This is a genomic window from Pseudomonas sp. KBN12P06040 (assembly GCF_037574965.1).
GTDB classification, from domain to species: Bacteria; Pseudomonadota; Gammaproteobacteria; order Pseudomonadales; family Pseudomonadaceae; genus Pseudomonas; species Pseudomonas aeruginosa.
The window spans coordinates 361,508-376,379 of record NZ_JBBELS010000002.1; the positions used below are offsets into that span (position 1 = coordinate 361,508).

13 protein-coding genes and 4 pseudogenes are annotated in these 14,872 nt (G+C 62.1%); 6 read left to right on the plus strand and 11 right to left on the minus strand.

Annotated features, from left to right (window positions below; all coding sequences use genetic code 11):
* The first annotated feature begins 90 nt into the window (after positions 1 to 90).
* On the plus strand, positions 91 to 477 hold the full coding sequence (locus VQ067_RS32620) for an antitoxin Xre/MbcA/ParS toxin-binding domain-containing protein (RefSeq protein WP_034000041.1): 387 nt from the start codon (positions 91 to 93) through the stop codon (positions 475 to 477).
* A gap of 38 nt (positions 478 to 515) precedes the next feature.
* Here VQ067_RS32620 and VQ067_RS32625 read toward each other — a convergent pair.
* Positions 516 to 875: pseudogene (locus VQ067_RS32625) on the minus strand (cointegrate resolution protein T); the annotation flags it as partial.
* A gap of 299 nt (positions 876 to 1,174) precedes the next feature.
* Positions 1,175 to 2,146 carry a hypothetical protein gene (locus VQ067_RS32630; RefSeq protein WP_340081022.1) on the minus strand — a complete coding sequence of 324 codons (972 nt, stop codon included), beginning with the start codon at positions 2,144 to 2,146 and terminating at the stop codon, positions 1,175 to 1,177.
* Between the two features lie 78 nt (positions 2,147 to 2,224).
* Here VQ067_RS32630 and VQ067_RS32635 point away from each other — a divergent pair.
* The 3 genes from VQ067_RS32635 (at position 2,225) to istB (ending at position 6,272) form a co-directional block, all read left to right on the plus strand.
* Positions 2,225 to 3,381 (plus strand): IS3 family transposase gene (locus VQ067_RS32635; protein WP_105446839.1). Its coding sequence is split into 2 segments (ribosomal slippage): positions 2,225 to 2,483 and positions 2,483 to 3,381, totalling 1,158 coding nucleotides; the frame shifts between segments, so codons are not numbered across the junction.
* A 595-nt stretch (positions 3,382 to 3,976) separates the two neighbouring features.
* Positions 3,977 to 5,476 carry an IS21-like element ISPst3 family transposase gene (gene istA, locus VQ067_RS32640; protein ID WP_024012635.1) on the plus strand — a complete coding sequence of 500 codons (1,500 nt, stop codon included), beginning with the start codon at positions 3,977 to 3,979 and terminating at the stop codon, positions 5,474 to 5,476.
* Positions 5,469 to 6,272 (plus strand): IS21-like element ISPst3 family helper ATPase IstB, encoded by an 804-nt coding sequence (gene istB, locus VQ067_RS32645; protein ID WP_010454871.1) that lies wholly within the window; start codon positions 5,469 to 5,471, stop codon positions 6,270 to 6,272. Before istA ends, istB begins: the two co-directional genes overlap by 8 nt.
* Before the next feature lie 195 nt (positions 6,273 to 6,467).
* On the opposite strand, the pseudogene VQ067_RS32650 reads toward istB, so the two are convergent.
* Positions 6,468 to 6,878 (minus strand): annotated as a pseudogene (locus tag VQ067_RS32650) (N-acetyl-gamma-glutamyl-phosphate reductase); the annotation flags it as partial.
* A 114-nt stretch (positions 6,879 to 6,992) separates the two neighbouring features.
* On the opposite strand from VQ067_RS32650, the gene VQ067_RS32655 reads away from it, so the two are divergent.
* Complete coding sequence (locus VQ067_RS32655) at positions 6,993 to 7,877, plus strand: LysR family transcriptional regulator (protein WP_003465017.1); 885 nt, start codon at positions 6,993 to 6,995, stop codon at positions 7,875 to 7,877.
* 183 nt (positions 7,878 to 8,060) lie between these two features.
* Here the strand turns inward: VQ067_RS32655 and VQ067_RS32660 are convergent, their stop codons facing one another.
* The 4 genes and pseudogenes from VQ067_RS32660 to VQ067_RS32675 form a co-directional block, all read right to left on the minus strand.
* The gene (locus VQ067_RS32660; protein WP_003830781.1) at positions 8,061 to 8,324 is read right to left on the minus strand and encodes a uracil-DNA glycosylase family protein; all 264 of its coding nucleotides are present in this window, start codon (positions 8,322 to 8,324) and stop codon (positions 8,061 to 8,063) included.
* A 61-nt stretch (positions 8,325 to 8,385) separates the two neighbouring features.
* Positions 8,386 to 8,706, minus strand: a pseudogene (locus VQ067_RS33565) (uracil-DNA glycosylase family protein); the annotation flags it as partial.
* A 28-nt stretch (positions 8,707 to 8,734) separates the two neighbouring features.
* Positions 8,735 to 9,283, minus strand: a pseudogene (locus tag VQ067_RS32670) (cytochrome P460 family protein).
* A 27-nt stretch (positions 9,284 to 9,310) separates the two neighbouring features.
* Complete coding sequence (locus tag VQ067_RS32675) at positions 9,311 to 9,844, minus strand: carboxymuconolactone decarboxylase family protein (protein WP_020309197.1); 534 nt, start codon at positions 9,842 to 9,844, stop codon at positions 9,311 to 9,313.
* A gap of 117 nt (positions 9,845 to 9,961) precedes the next feature.
* Between VQ067_RS32675 and VQ067_RS32680 the strand changes: the two genes are divergently transcribed.
* Complete coding sequence (locus tag VQ067_RS32680; protein ID WP_049275859.1) at positions 9,962 to 10,804, plus strand: helix-turn-helix transcriptional regulator; 843 nt, start codon at positions 9,962 to 9,964, stop codon at positions 10,802 to 10,804.
* A 753-nt stretch (positions 10,805 to 11,557) separates the two neighbouring features.
* On the opposite strand, the gene VQ067_RS32685 is transcribed toward VQ067_RS32680, so the two are convergent.
* The 4 genes from VQ067_RS32685 to merA are packed head-to-tail and all read right to left on the minus strand — an operon-like array spanning position 11,558 to position 14,845.
* Complete coding sequence (locus VQ067_RS32685; protein WP_003132006.1) at positions 11,558 to 12,547, minus strand: DUF3330 domain-containing protein; 990 nt, start codon at positions 12,545 to 12,547, stop codon at positions 11,558 to 11,560.
* The gene (gene merE, locus VQ067_RS32690) at positions 12,544 to 12,780 is read right to left on the minus strand and encodes a broad-spectrum mercury transporter MerE (RefSeq protein WP_003132004.1); all 237 of its coding nucleotides are present in this window, start codon (positions 12,778 to 12,780) and stop codon (positions 12,544 to 12,546) included. The genes VQ067_RS32685 and merE overlap by 4 nt, the downstream gene beginning before the upstream one ends.
* Positions 12,777 to 13,142 carry a mercury resistance co-regulator MerD gene (gene merD, locus VQ067_RS32695; RefSeq protein WP_000995360.1) on the minus strand — a complete coding sequence of 122 codons (366 nt, stop codon included), beginning with the start codon at positions 13,140 to 13,142 and terminating at the stop codon, positions 12,777 to 12,779. The genes merE and merD overlap by 4 nt, the downstream gene beginning before the upstream one ends.
* A 17-nt stretch (positions 13,143 to 13,159) precedes the next feature.
* On the minus strand, positions 13,160 to 14,845 hold the full coding sequence (gene merA / locus VQ067_RS32700; RefSeq protein ID WP_003156770.1) for a mercury(II) reductase: 1,686 nt from the start codon (positions 14,843 to 14,845) through the stop codon (positions 13,160 to 13,162).
* Positions 14,846 to 14,872: the final 27 nt, after the last annotated feature.

Here is a 14,872-nt window from a genome sequence, read left to right on the forward strand (position 1 = left end):
GAAGCTACGGTGCGGATGGTTCGAGACCATCATGCGCAAACTCGGGGCCAAGATGACATTATCAAATGGCCAATTATCCTGGAGGCAGTTATGGAAAGGCTCCGCGAAAAACTGGATTTGCCGAGAGGCCACTACTATCTGCACGTCGCCGTACTGGCGGGCCTGCCGGTGTCGTTGATCTCCGATTTGGCAAGCGAGTTGGAGCGATCGCCAGCGCAGATCGCGCAGTGGATCACTGCGTCCCCCGGCAGTGCCGTGATGTCTATACAGGCTGGTGAGGTGTTCTGTCGTCTTATCGAGATCCTCGATGCGCTATTGGAGCTGTACGATGGGGATCTAGGAGGTGCGCTCCACTGGCTAACGGCACCGAATGTCGTGCTGTCCAATGAGAGGCCGGTCGAGCTACTGGTAACCGGATTTGGTACGCGCGCGGTGCGGCAGGCTATTCGTGCGATTGAATATGGACTGCCAGTTTGATCCCTGCCGGGGGCGGCCTTCGCGCTAGAAACGCTGGGTCATGTACCTATTTCATTACCGCTGTTAGTGAGCGGCGTATGCCCGAGTAGCTTCAGGTGTGTGATGGCTTCGGCCAAGCGCTCCTGTAGGCTCTGCACTTGCTGCGCCTGGATCGCTGAGGTTTCGCTCAGTCGGAACACCTCCTCCTGCAATGTGCCGCAGCGCTGTTCCAGGGCTTCATTCGCGCGCTCAGCGCCGATTAACGCACTCTGGGCGTCCTCCAAGGACTGAGCCTTCTGCGCCAGTAACTGTTGCTGCGCATGCTGCTCTTTTTGCAACTGGCGCGCCTCGGCGAGCAGGCGCGCATTGTCGCGGTTCAGCTGGGTCAACTCGTCCTGTTTGACGATCAGGGTCTGTTGGGGCCATGCCGAGATAAGGGGAAAATTCACTCATTTGGTCTGTAAGCTGCTGTTTTTTTATCATGAAGCCCACATAGCAGCTCCGATCACATCAAGCCTATCTTGCCTCCTCCCTCGCTACGCCAATTCCTCAGATATTGGGTGCTTCCCAGCACGACTAGCTGCCATTTCGCATCGCGCGGTCTGCCGTCCGAGAATGGGTTTCCACGCAGTTTGGTATCTGAGTTGCTGCTCACCCTGGCCTGTTTGCTAATGAACACAAAGACCAACCAGGGAGTAGCGATGAAACACCGGTGGAATCAGGAGGCGATGCGAATGCCGCCCGCCGAATACTTCTGCTTAAGCGCCAGTTCAATTTCGGCAACATATTTCTCGGGGGCCGTGCTGCAGGGCTCACCCATCAGTTGATGCACAGCCTTCACCGTTTCAGCCCGGATCTTGTGGTTGCTGACGACTTGGATCGCCAGCTGTAGGTTCGCCGGCTTACGGAAATCGCCCAACAGCTCGAGTTGATCCTGCAACTCGCGCTCGATGATATCCAGGGTAGTCACCTGCTTGAGAGTGGCCTCCGCCAACTCCAGCTCCACTTGGCTCAATCGCGCTTTGGTGGGAATCGCGTCCAGTTGTCGGCGTAGGGACAACAGGGTTTCCTGATACAACTGCTGATCCAGTTGCAGCCATAGACCCAAGCCTTTGAGCTTGCCGAAGGAATGCGGATACCAGCTCCGCTCCTCATACGGCTTCCCCTTTTCGTCTTTCCCCTTCTTGATGAGCAGGTACTCCCAGGAAACCTCCAAAGCATTCCGCTTCCAACGATTGAGCAGGACACCACCCACTTCAGTGGGCAGGGTGGAGAGAATCAGACCGGCTTTATTCTGCAAATCCCTGAACTTGATGCTCGCAGCCCGAACCCGGCCTATGAGGCTCTCCCGCTGTTTGAGCATTGTTTCGACCTTATGCCGACGGATGTTCTGCCGCTCGGTGGCACTCAGCTTCTTGAGTTCCCCCCTGACCTGCTCGTCATCCAGGCCCAGGTGGTTCAGGGCGCAGCAATTCCCTATCAGCACCTTCGAGTCGTCGTGCCGCTCGACGACGAAGCCGTGCTGATGCATTTGAGAACAGCGCTTCCCGTTCTTCTGGTACTGACAGCTAGCCTCGGGCTGAATCAGCCGGTAGGGCCGAAGCGGGTTTCGGTACTGATCCTTCGCCAGGGTGCTGTCCGAGGCGATCTCGTAAAGGGACAACAGCTCGGCGAGCGTTCTAATTTCCACAATGCCATTCGAAGGGGTCTGATCTTGCCCAGTCCCAGTGGACACCCCGTTAAGCGATAAACTGCAACGAGGTGAATCATGGCAAGACAAGCAACCCCAATGAAACAGACCCGCACCCGCCATTCCCAAGCCTACAAGGACGAAGCGCTGGCTTTGGCCGAGCGCATTGGCGTCAGCAAGGCTGCCGAACAGCTCGGCCTGCATGCTTCCCAGCTCTACGGCTGGCGGAGCAAGAAGCACCAGACTCAGTCCGGCAGCGAGCGCGAGCAGTCGCTGGCCGACGAGAATGCCCGACTCAAGCGGCTGTTGGCCGAGCACGCCGAGGAGCTGGCCATCGTAAAAAAGGCCGCCGCGTACTTTGCCAAGAGCCTCAAGTGAAGTACGCCTTCATGAGGACTCATACCGCGCATTTCTCGATCCAGGCCATGTGTCGCGTGTTGGGCGTTGCCCGCAGCGGTTACTACGCTTGGTGCTCTCGCAGGCCGTCAATGCGCCAGCGGCGAAGAGCCGAACTGGATCGGCAGGTCGCTCAGGCATACAGCGCACGCAAGGGCCGCAGCGGGGCTCCACGGCTTTGCCACGACCTGCGGGAAGCCGGCCTACCCTGCAATCGCAAGACGGTAGCCGCCTCGATGCAACGGCAAGGACTGCGTGCCAAGGCCGCCAAGAAGTTCAAGGCCACGACCAATTCTCAGCACTCCCTGCCAGTGGCAGAGAACTTGCTCAAGCAGGATTTCAAGGCATCTGCGCCAAATCAGAAATGGGTGGGTGACATCACCTACCTGTATACGGAGGAAGGCTGGCTGTATCTGGCAGTGGTCATCGATCTGTATTCACGGATGGTGATCGGCTGGGCCATGAACGAACGCATGACGGCCGACTTGGTTTGCGATGCCTTGCACATGGCGCTGTGGCGACGTAGGCAGCCTAATGACGTGATCGTGCATAGCGACCGCGGCAGCCAGTACTGCTCAGCGGCTTACCAGGAGCTGATCCGCGCCCATCACTTGCGATGCAGCATGAGCGCCAAAGGCAACTGCTACGACAATGCCTGTGCAGAGAGCTTCTTCCACAGCCTGAAGGTCGAGTGCATCCACGGCGAGCGCTTCACGAGCCGCGCCCAGATGCGTGAAACCGTGTTTGAATACGTCGAAACCGATTACAACCGCCAGCGGCGACACAGCACGCTGGGGCACATCAGCCCAGAGGCCTTCGAGGCCAGGATGTGTGCTTAAACCCGTGTCCACGGCTGCTGGGCAAGATCAGTCATCAAGTCCTCCTGGTAGGTCAGTCGTGCACAGAGCTGTATATTAACCCAGTAATTGCACAGTGGAATCATTGTGCAGAACCTACCAGTCGCCCCTGCCTTTTCACCCCATCTGATGCGAAGAGGTCAGGATGTGCCAGTGTGAGTTCCTCGCCTGCTCAATCCACAAGGACGTGGCCCCGCGCCGGAGCTGCGTAAGCCTGGCTGGAGCTCGCGGATCAGCTCGCGCACTACACTCGGCCAGCGAGGCGAATAGATTGAACGCCAGGTTCTCTCTTAGGTATGGGTAGGTATGGGGGCGACGGAGTCGTTGAGGCTTCGCAAGCCGACTTTTCGAACCATTGCTCGGGACATGCAGAGATAAAGGAAAATTAGGACATGCGCGCTACAACTGATTGTATTTAAAGGGTTATATAACCAGCGCAGCTGCTTCAGGATGGGCTTTATATGTTGCCGCTGACCGAAAACTGACCCAGTAGAGGCTGTTCTGCCGACTGAAAACTGACCCAGGTGTTCAACTGCTTCTGCTCAATTTTTGAGCAGGAGAACACAGGGTGATCAGTATGGAAATGATGGGCAAAATTCGCCGGATGTATTTCCGCGACAAGCTGTCGCTGCATGAGATAGCCAAGCGCACCGGGTTGGCGCGCAACACGATTCGCAAGTGGGTCAGAGCACCTGAGGCCAAGCCGCCGGTCTACCAACGCCGCGCGATCTTCAACAAACTCAGCCCTTTTCACGCCACGCTGGAGCAGGCGCTAAAAGCCGATTCGCTGCGGCCCAAGCAACAGCGGCGCAGTGCCAAGGCGCTGTTGGCGCAAATCAAAGCCGAAGGTTATGACGGTGGCTACAGCCAGCTCACCGCGTTTATCCGTGCCTGGCGAGGGGGACAGGGCAAGGCGTCGCAGGCCTTTGTGCCGCTGACCTTTGCTCTTGGCGAGGCGTTTCAGTTTGACTGGAGCGAGGAAGGCTTGCTGGTCGGCGGCATTTACCGGCGTATGCAGGTGGCACATCTGAAGCTGTGTGCCAGCCGTGCGTTCTGGCTTGTGGCGTATCCGAGCCAGGGCCATGAGATGTTATTTGACGCCCATACACGCTCGTTCGGCTCCTTGGGCGGCGTGCCGCGCCGGGGCATCTACGACAACATGAAGACCGCCGTCGACAAGGTCAATAAGGGCAAAGGCCGGGCGGTGAATGCGCGCTTTGCGGTGATGTGCGCGCATTACCTGTTCGATCCGGACTTCTGCAACGTCGCCGCTGGTTGGGAAAAGGGCATCGTTGAAAAGAACGTGCAAGACAGCCGCAGGCGTATCTGGCTAGACGCCCAGGACTGCCAGTTTCACTCCTTCGAGGAACTCAATGCCTGGCTGGGCCAGCGCTGCCGCGCGCTTTGGAACGAGCTGACGCACCCTCAATACAGCGGGCTGAGTGTGGCCGAAGTGCTGGAGTTGGAGCGCGCTGAACTGATGCCTGTGCCAGCGCCATTCGACGGTTACGTCGAGCGGCCTGCGCGGGTCTCCAGCACCTGCCTGGTCAGCGTCGGGCGCAACCGCTACTCGGTGCCGTGTGAGTACGCGGGTAAGTGGGTCAGCAGCCGTTTGTATCCGACGCGAATCGAGGTGGTGGCTGACGACGCGCTGATCGCCAGCCATGTCCGCTTGCTGGATCGCGACCAGGTCAGCTATGACTGGCAGCACTACCTCCCGCTGATCGAACGCAAGCCCGGTGCGCTGCGCAACGGCGCGCCCTTTGCTGATCTGCCGGCGCCGCTGCGTCAGCTTAAGCACGGTCTGGGGCGTCATGCCGGCGGTGACCGGATCATGGCGCAAGTTCTGGCTGCCGTACCGGTCGCCGGGCTCGATGCGGTGCTGGTGGCTGTTGAGCTGGTACTGGAAAGCGGCAGCCTGAGCGCCGAACACATCCTCAATGTCGTGGCGCGCCTGGCCGCGACCGAACCACCACCCAGCGTCGAAACCCACTTGTCGCTCAAGGAAGCCCCCGTCGCTAACACGGCGCGCTACGACCGCCTGCGTGGCCAGACCGAGGAGATCGGTCATGCGTGATTTGATGGCGGAACTCAAGGAGCTGCGCCTGCACGGCATGGCCACGGCCTGGGCGGAGTTGACTGCGCAGGGTGAGTCGAACACAGCCTCGTCCAAGTGGCTGCTCGAACACCTGCTGGAACAAGAGCACACAGATCGCGCCATGCGCTCGGTGAGCCACCAGATGAACATGGCCAAGCTGCCGATGCACCGCGACCTGGCCGGCTTCGACTTCAGCGCCTCCAGCGCAGACGCTCGTTTGATCAGCGAACTGGCCAGTCTGGCCTTTACCGACACCGCGCAGAACGTGGTGCTGATCGGTGGGCCTGGCACCGGTAAAACCCACCTGGCCACTGCGCTGGCCGTGTCCGGCATCACCCGGCACGGCAAGCGCGTGCGCTTCTACTCCACGGTCGATCTGGTCAATCTGCTGGAGCGCGAAAAGCACGACGGCAAAGCCGGGCGGATCGCCCAAGCTCTGCTGCGCATGGATCTGGTCATCCTCGACGAACTGGGTTATCTGCCCTTCAGCCAGGCCGGCGGTGCGTTGCTGTTTCACCTGCTATCCAAGCTGTACGAACACACCAGCGTGGTGATCACCACCAACCTGAGCTTCGCCGAATGGTCGAGCGTGTTCGGCGACGCCAAGATGACCACCGCCCTGCTGGATCGGCTGACCCACCACTGCCACATCGTCGAAACCGGTAACGAGTCCTATCGCCTGCAACACAGTAGCTTGGCGGCCCAGGCCAAGATCAAATCACGGGAGCGAAAGCGTAAGGGCGGCCAGGAACCGGAGGACGATGAGCCGTTCTGATTTCATGGCGACGACGGCCTGCTACATGGCTGCGTGTGGCAGGTCTTAAACAACTGAACTGGGCTAGCGAAGGAGTGGGGGCAACAGCAGCTGCGCTGGTAGACTTATCCACAGTTGCTGGTAACAAAATCAGCAATCCGCCCTGGGTCAAATTTCAATCGGCAGGGTGGGTCAATTTTCCATCAGCGCCAACACCCTGGGCAGCAACCCGGCCTCCAGCAATGGGCGCAGCAGCCCTATCGCCCCCGTGGGATAGCAACCGGGATTGCTGACCCGCCGTGCCGTGGCGATGCGTTGGGCCTGCTGCGAGTTCATCTCCGCGAAACCATAGGTCCAGTCTAGATGGGTGCGGTGCGCCGAACTCGCATCGATCACCCGAACGGCGGGGTTTTCGATGCTCGCTACAGCGTCGCGTGCGGCTTGGTCGGGCAAGCAGAGAATCGCGATGTCGCAGGCGTTGATGATTTCGGCGCGACGTTGCGGATCCTTGCGATGTTCGGGGCTGAGCGTGATAAGCCGCAGATCGGTCCGGTCGCGTAGACGTTGATGGATTTGCAACCCGGTGGTGCCTTGGTCGCCGTCGATGAATATAAGAGGACTTGCCATGGAATGCTCTCGGACATAGGAAATCAGGAGTTCCAATCTTCAGTGAGGGGCTAAGATAGGAAAAGTTGAATTTCTAAACGATGAAATTCAGCTTTTCTGAACAAGGAGTGACTCATGCGCGAAATCAGCCTGGACCGTCTGCGCACGTTGGTGGCCATTGCCGACCTGGGTTCGTTTGCCGAGGCGGCCCGTGTGCTGCACCTCGCGCCACCCACGGTCAGTTTGCATATTGCCGACCTGGAGTCGCGGGTTGGCGGAAAGCTGTTGTCGCGCACACGTGGGCGCATTCAGCCTTCGGCGATTGGAGAAACGCTGGTGGAGCGCGCGCGGCGCCTGTTGGCGGATGCGGAGCAGGCGCTTGAGGACGTGGAGCGTCAGGTGCAGGGCTTGGCCGGGCGTGTGCGGCTGGGTGCCTCCACAGGGGCCATCGCACAGTTGATGCCGCAAGCTTTGGAGACGTTGGGCCAACGCCACCCCGCTATCGATGTGCAGGTCGCGGTGCTCACGTCGCAGGAAACTTTGAAGAAGCTTGCCGAGGGCTCTTTGGAGATCGGTCTGGTCGCGCTGCCACAGACCCCGGTGAAGGAATTGCGGATCGAGCCATGGCGGCGGGACCCGGTCATGGCCTTCTTGCCGGCTCGCTGGGAATGCCCGGATGTTGTGACCCCCGGTTGGCTGGCCGCCCAGCCATTAATTCTGAATGACAAAACTACTCGGCTTTCGCGCTTGACCTCGGAGTGGTTCGCCAGTGATGGACGGCAGCCCACGCCGCGTATTCAACTGAACTACAACGATGCGATCAAAAGCCTAGTGGCGGCCGGTTATGGTGCGACGTTGTTGCCGCATGAAGCCTCCACGCCATTGCCCGATACCAGGATCGTCATGCGGCCATTACAGCCCTTATTGTGGCGTCAACTTGGTATTGCCCACCGTGGTGGGGACGTCGAGCGGCCTACGCAACATGTGCTGGATGTGTTGTGGGGGTTGAGTGCGGGCTAGGGCGATGTTGTCAGAGAAAGGACCGCTTTCGACCCGGTCATACGGTGATTGAGGTCCCAGGCGTCAGCTACCGCACCTGAAGCCGTCGTTCATCGCTCCAAAGCCGGTGCCTGTCTCCGTTCGCCCAGGCCAGGGTGTCGTAGTACTTGTGCAGCAGCTCGGTAATGGCGGCGGTGTCGTCGGTCATGGGGTTTCCTTGGGGTTGGCGGTGAGGACTGCCTGGACGCGTGCTTGCAGCGCGGGCAGCACGTCTTGTTGGAACCAGGGGTTGCGCACCAGCCAGCGATTGTTGCGCGGGCTAGGGTGAGGCAGGGGGAACGCTTGCGGCCAGTGCTCGCGCCAGGCTTCGACCACCCGGGTGAGCGGCGTCTTGCCAGTACCGAGGTGGTAGTCCATGGCGTAGCTGCCCAGCACGATGACCAGCGACAGGCGCTCGAAACGCTGCATGAAGGCTTCGCGCCAGGCGGGGGGCGCACTCCGGGCGTAGCGGCAGGTCACCGCTTTTGCCGGTGCCCGGATAACAGAAGCCCATGGGCAGAATGGCGATGCGGGTAGGGTCGTAGAAGGTGTCGCGGTCCACGCCCAGCCAGGCGCGCAGACGCGCGCCGCTGGCGTCGTCGAAGGGCACGCCTGAGGCATGGACCCGGGCCCCCGGTGCTTGGCCGGCGATGAGGATGGGCGCACTCGGGTGAAACTGGAAGACCGGCTGCACGCCGTGTGGCAGATGCGGTGCGCAGCGCGTGCAGGCGCGGACGTCGGTCAGAAAGGCGTCGAGTGTCGGCATGGCGCGCTTCCGGAAAGGGTGGCTCGCGCAGGACGGAGGTGCCATCCTGCGCGAAGCGTAACCCGGCAGCAAGTCAGTGCTGGGTCAGTGTCGGATAGCCCTGGATGAATACGCGGTCGGTCTTGGCCGCCGGCACATGGCAGCCCATGCAGTCGGCTTCGTAGCTGACGGCGACATTCTTGGCGGGGGCGTCGGCCTTGAACAGCGCCCAGCCCCAGCCGTCGCCCCACAAGGGGTTGCTGGCGAAACGGCCTTTGGCGTCCTAGACCATCACGAACCACACGGCCGCATCGGAACCCCAGACCACAGGGTTGCCAGTGGTCATGGCGCTGGTTTCGAGCTTGCGGATCTCTTTCACCAGCGTGGCGCCGTCCAAGAACTTGCCGGTCTTGCGGTAGTGCTCGGCCGAGGCCTTTTCGGTGTACACATCGTGCAAGCCGCGAGAGGCGGATTTTTCGTCCAACACCGCATATGAGCCCAGGTGGACGAAGTTTGTGCGGAAGTCTGTGGGGCGGCTGATGCCGCCCTGGCTGTCCACATAGGGCGAAAAGTCGCCGGCCGTGACGGCCAGTGGCAGGACGAGGGCGCTGGCGAGCAGAGCGCCGGTGAGTGCGATTTTCATCGTGTTCTCCTTATATGCCTATGGAGATCAGACGGCGACCACGGGGAAATCCACCGTGGTGTCGGCGATGTGGTTGGTGTAGTTGGTGAGCGTGTTCAGCGCGACGTTGGCGATCACTTCCAGTATCAGGCCGTCGTCGAGCCCCGCGCGGCGGTAGTTGGCCATGGCGTCGGCCGACACCACGCCGCGTTGCTCGACCAGCGCGCGGGCAAAGCCGGCGATTGCATCGTCAAGTGCGTTGGCCGCCTGGCCGGTGCGGGCCGCGGCGATGGCCTCTGCCGACAGTCCGGCACCTTTGCCGATCAGGGTGTGTGCGCTCAGGCAATACTGGCAGCGATTGGCTTGACCGGCAGCGAGCGCAACGATCTCGCGCTGGGAGGCATTCAGGCGGCCGGTGCCCAGCGTTTCGGACAAGCCGAGGTAGCCATTGAGCGCCGCCGGCGCGTGGGCCAGCGTGGCGAACAGGTTCGGCACCATGCCAAGCTTGGCTTTGACGGCCTTGAGTGTGGCAGCGGTAGCGGCGTCAGCGGTGTCGATGGTCAGGGGGGCGATTTGGGTCATGTCTATCTCCGTAGTGGGTGAGGTGCAAGAGCACGTGGGCATGATCGCCCTTTGTTTGGTACGATATGGCACGTAAAGTATCAAATACGTAACCTATCGTCTTATATGGAGAGTGGAATGGCGGATCGACTGGCCGGCTTGCTCCGGCACTACTCGCTTTCGGCGCGCGTTTTTCACAGCGGCGCCTTCTGTGGGCAGCATCATTACGCGGCGCCGCATGGCTATATCCATCTGGTGCGGCGCGGCCCGATTACGGTGCGTTCGCCCGTGCATGAAGATCTGCTGGTTACCGAGCCGAGCCTGCTGTTTTATCCGCGCGTGGCGTCGCATCGTTTTGTCGCCGCCCCCGGCGATACCGCTGAGCGGTTGTGTGCGGAGGTCGACCTGGGCGCTTCGACGGGCAATCCGTTGGCCATGGCCTTGCCGTCGATGCTGCTGATTCCGTTGGCGGACTTGCCCGGCCTCGGGCCGACGCTAGAGTTGCTGTTTGCCGAAGCCGAGCGCGACCAGTGCGGTCGGCAGGCCGCCATCGACCGCTTGTGCGAGTTGCTACTGATCCAGTTGCTGCGTTATCTGATGGATGGGCGGCTTGGCGCCACCGGACTGCTGGCGGGCCTGGCCGACCCGAAACTCGCGCGCGCCATAACCGCCATGCACGATGCGCCGCAGACCGCGTGGTCGCTCGAGGCGCTGGCGGCGAAGGCGGGCATGTCACGCGCGCGCTTCGCCGCCGCGTTCAAGGACGCGGTGGGCGTCACGCCGGGCGACTATCTGGCCGACTGGCGGATGAACGTCAGTTGCACCCTGCTCAAGCAGGGGCGGCCGGTGGCGGTGGTGGCCGACCGCGTCGGCTACGGCAGCCCGAACGCTCTGGCGCGCGCCTTCCGCGTGCGCATGGGCTGCGCCCCGCGCGACTGGCTGGCGCAGCAGCGCGGTGACGCGGCGCTCAGCGGTTCGTGAGTTTGAGTTCGATTCGCCGGTTCTTGGCGTAGGCGGCGCCGGTGTTGCGCTCGTCGAGCGGGTGAAATTCGCATCACGCCGGAACAACTGGCGGAACTCCAGGTGGCGATCCGTCAACGGCTGGTCAGTCTGTTCGTGCGGCGCGGCCGGCTGGACAAGGCTGAGTCAGTGGCGCAGGTAGCTGGATGACGCTGTCCCGCCCTGAGCCGACGCTCACAGGCGGGGATTTCCAGTGTCGTCATTGTCGGCTATTGGCCGGCAGCAGCCCGTCGTTGCCTGATGGATCCAACCCCTCCGCTGCTATAGTGCAGTCGGCTTCTGACGTTCAGTGCAGCCGTCTTCTGAAAACGACAGGTTGAACGCCAAAGAGGGGGCGGGAGCGCTGCAACCGGAGCAGCGTCAGAGCCTCCAGAATCGCCCACACAACGCGGAAGCTGTCAGTCAGGGGGCAAGCCTACCTTGGCACCAGAAACGCGCCCAGGAGGCCGCAGGGGGCGATTTTGGCCGCTGCAACTGTCCAACCTTGGCCGGGCCTCGCCGGGCCGAGTGGGGCGGCCTTCGACCAGGGCGGGCCGGCGACCGTCCGTCGGGCATGGAGGGGACGATAGAGAAAACGGACAAAATCGTACGCTAAGCGTGCGGCCTGTCAGGTTGAGGCCCTAGAGGTTGCAGGCGAGTCGTCAGAAAATGCTGGAATCGGCCCTATTCTGACACTGCCCAAGGTTCCGGCCTGACGCCCAGTTAGGGCATGCCTCAATCTGACGGTAGCGAGTCGCAGGCGTTCGGATCGGCATCGGTTTCGTTCCCTGTCTTGGCACGCGCTTCGAAGCGTTGATAACACTCCAACCCGCAGAAGTGCTCGACGTATTCCGCGCCTTCCGGGGTGAAGGCGGCATCGAGCGGGATTTCCTTGCAGCACACGCAGCAACTGGTGGTGGTCGAGTCACTTGCATTCATGGTGGCACCCCTCCATTGACTGACGAAGACGGCGAATGCCGCCGCCGGCATTGGCTTCGCGAACAGGAAGCCTTGTCCTGTGTCGCAGTCCGCTTGTCGCAATAGATCAAGACTCGCCGATGTTTCCACGCCTTCAGCCACCACATCCATGCCCAGCCCGTGCGCAAGCTGAATCACGGTGTGCACGATGGTTTGGTCGCGGCGGTCGTTGGCGAGCCCGGCGACAAACGATTGGTCGATCTTGAGCGTGCTGATTGGGCAGCACTTCAGATGTTGCAGACAGGAATACCCCGTCCCGAAGTCATCGGCGGCGAAGCGCACACCGATCTGCCGCAAGGCGTCCAGGGCGGGGAAGATCGCCGGATCACCAAACGCGACCGATTCGGTCAGCTCGATTTCGAGATACTCGGCGGGCAACTCGGCATCAGCCAGCACGCCCTTTACCCACCCGTCGAAGTCCGGTCCCACTTGGCTCGCCGAAACATTGACGGCCAGCCGGAACGGTCGCCATGCCAGCATTCGCCAGTCACGCATCTGGCGGCAGGCTTCGCCCAGCACCCAAGCGCCGATTTCAGGCATCAGGCCGGACGATTCGACCACGGGCAGGAACTGGCCCGGTGGCAATAGTCCAAGCGTCGGATGACGCCAGCGCAACAGGGCTTCCGCGCCGACAATCCCACCACTGCGCAGATCGACGACGGGCTGGTAGTGCAGTTCAAGCTGCCCGCGCTCGACCGCTTGGGCCAGTTCCGGCGTCGTCCATCCATCCGGCCGGAAAGCGCTCATTCTCTTTCCCTGAATGCCCGCAACGCCCGCGACAGGGACAGAAGGAACAGGCCGGTCAAACCGAGCGCCGCGATGACCCAATGCTCGCCGAGGAAAGCACCGGCGGTTGTGCCGGCCAGCACGACAGCGAGGATGGGCAGGTGGCAGGGGCAAGTCAGCACAGCCAGTCCGCCCCACAGGTAGCCGGTGATCGGTTTGTGCGTCTCGGACGGCAAGCGCTCGGGGTTGTTCATGGCAGACTCTCCGCGTGCTGTGCCGGCTCGGTCGGCAGGGTGGCCAACTGCACTTCCAGATCGGCCAACGCTTCGCGCCGACGCTCGACGAACTGACGCAGCAGGGCAAGCTGCGCGGCCGCTTCGTCGCCGTCCGCCGCATCCAGCGCCCGGCACAGCCGCGCCAGCGCGTCGAGGCCGATGCCCGCCTCGAAGGCCGCCCGCACGAAGCACAGCCGTTGCAAGGCGGCGTCATCGAACAAGCCGTAGCCGCCTGGTGTGCACGCCACCGGGCGCAGCAATCCGCGCAGCAGGTAGTCGCGCACGATATGCACGCTCACCCCGGCATCAAGAGCCAGCCGGGACACCGTGTAGGCGTTCATTGAACACCTCCTTTTTCTCACCCGGCGCAGCAGGAAAGCTGCTTCACATCCTTGTTGAAGGTCTGCGCCGCGAGCTTCAACCCCTCGACCATCGTCAGGTAGGGGAACAACTGGTCGGCCAGTTCCTGCACCGTCATGCGGTTGCGAATGGCCAGAGCCGCCGTCTGGATCAGTTCACCCGCTTCCGGCGCGACCGCCTGTACGCCGATCAGCCGATGGCTGCCTTCCTCGATAACCAACTTGATGAAGCCGCGTGTGTCGAAGTTGGCGAGCGCACGCGGCACGTTGTCCAAGGTCAAGGTGCGGCTGTCGGTCTCGATCCCGTCGTGGTGGGCTTCCGCCTCGCTGTAGCCCACGGTCGCCACTTGCGGATCGGTGAACACCACGGCCGGCATTGCGGTCAGGTCGAGCGCCGCATCGCCGCCGGTCATGTTGATCGCGGCACGGGTGCCGGCCGCTGCCGCCACATAGACGAACTGCGGCTGGTCGGTGCAGTCGCCGGCCGCGTAGATGTTCGGGTTGCTCGTGCGCATGCCTTGGTCGATGACGATGGCACCTTGCGCATTGACAGTGACCCCCGCTGCGTCCAGCGCGAGGCTGCGCGTGTTCGGTGTCCGACCGGTGGCAACCAGCAGTTTGTCGGCGCGCAATTCACCGTGCGTGGTGGTCAGCACGAATTCACCGTCCATATGGGCGACCTGGCTGGCTTGCGTGTGCTCCAGCACCTCGATGCCCTCGGCACGGAAAGCGGCTGTCACCGCCTCGCCGATGGCCGGGTCTTCACGGAAGAACAAGGTATTGCGCGCCAGGACCGTGACCTTGCTGCCCAGCCGGGCAAAGGCTTGCGCCAGCTCCAGCGCCACCACCGACGAGCCGATTACGGCAAGGCGTTCGGGAATGGTGTCGCTCGCCAGGGCCTCGGTGGAAGTCCAGTAGGGTGACTCTTTCAAGCCCGGAATCGGCGGGACCGCCGGGCTGGCACCCGTGGCGACCAGGCAGCGGTCGAACATCACGACGCGCTCGCCACCCTCGTTCAAACGGACGGTAAGGCTCTGGTCGTCCTTGAAGCGCGCCTCACCGTGCACAACGGTGATGGCCGGATTACCGCCCAGGATGCCTTCGTACTTGGCGTGCCGCAGTTCGTCGACGCGGGCCTGCTGCTGGGCCAGCAGCTTACTGCGGTCAATCGTAGGCACAGTTGCCGCAATACCGCCATCGAACGGGCTTTCCCGGCGCAGATGGGCGATGTGGGCGGCGCGGATCATGATCTTGGACGGCACACAGCCGACATTGACGCAGGTGCCGCCGATGGTGCCGCGCTCGATCAGCGTGACCTGCGCGCCTTGCTCGACGGCCTTCAGCGCCGCCGCCATCGCGGCTCCACCGCTGCCAATGACCGCTACCTGCACCGGGGGCTCGTTGCCACTGTGCTTTTCGGCGGCGGCCATCCATCCCCGCACCTTGTCGAGCAGTCCGACGCGGTTGTCCGCCAGTGGCGCATCGGCTAGCGTTGCCTTGTAGCCCAGTCCGGCCACGGCGGCAGTCAGCGCGTCCGGCGATGTGCCCGGCACGATGGCGAGTTGCGCTGTGCCCTTCGGATAGGACACCAGCGCCGACTGCACGCCTGGCACTTTTTCCAGCGCTTCCTTGACGTGCGCCGCGCACGAGTCGCAAGTCATGCCGGTGATTTTTAGATGGGTCATGCAACAGATCCTTTATCGTTTGTGGCG

Coding starts and splice junctions, on each gene's coding strand:
- VQ067_RS32620 (WP_034000041.1), top strand. CDS start 91: ATGGAAAGGCTCCGCGAAAAACTGGATTTGCCGAGAGGCCACTACTAT.
- istA (WP_024012635.1), top strand. CDS start 3,977: ATGGAAATGATGGGCAAAATTCGCCGGATGTATTTCCGCGACAAGCTG.
- istB (WP_010454871.1), top strand. CDS start 5,469: ATGCGTGATTTGATGGCGGAACTCAAGGAGCTGCGCCTGCACGGCATG.
- VQ067_RS32655 (WP_003465017.1), top strand. CDS start 6,993: ATGCGCGAAATCAGCCTGGACCGTCTGCGCACGTTGGTGGCCATTGCC.
- VQ067_RS32660 (WP_003830781.1), bottom strand. CDS start 8,324: ATGCAGCGTTTCGAGCGCCTGTCGCTGGTCATCGTGCTGGGCAGCTAC.
- VQ067_RS32675 (WP_020309197.1), bottom strand. CDS start 9,844: ATGACCCAAATCGCCCCCCTGACCATCGACACCGCTGACGCCGCTACC.
- VQ067_RS32680 (WP_049275859.1), top strand. CDS start 9,962: ATGGCGGATCGACTGGCCGGCTTGCTCCGGCACTACTCGCTTTCGGCG.
- VQ067_RS32685 (WP_003132006.1), bottom strand. CDS start 12,547: ATGAGCGCTTTCCGGCCGGATGGATGGACGACGCCGGAACTGGCCCAA.
- merE (WP_003132004.1), bottom strand. CDS start 12,780: ATGAACAACCCCGAGCGCTTGCCGTCCGAGACGCACAAACCGATCACC.
- merD (WP_000995360.1), bottom strand. CDS start 13,142: ATGAACGCCTACACGGTGTCCCGGCTGGCTCTTGATGCCGGGGTGAGC.
- merA (WP_003156770.1), bottom strand. CDS start 14,845: ATGACCCATCTAAAAATCACCGGCATGACTTGCGACTCGTGCGCGGCG.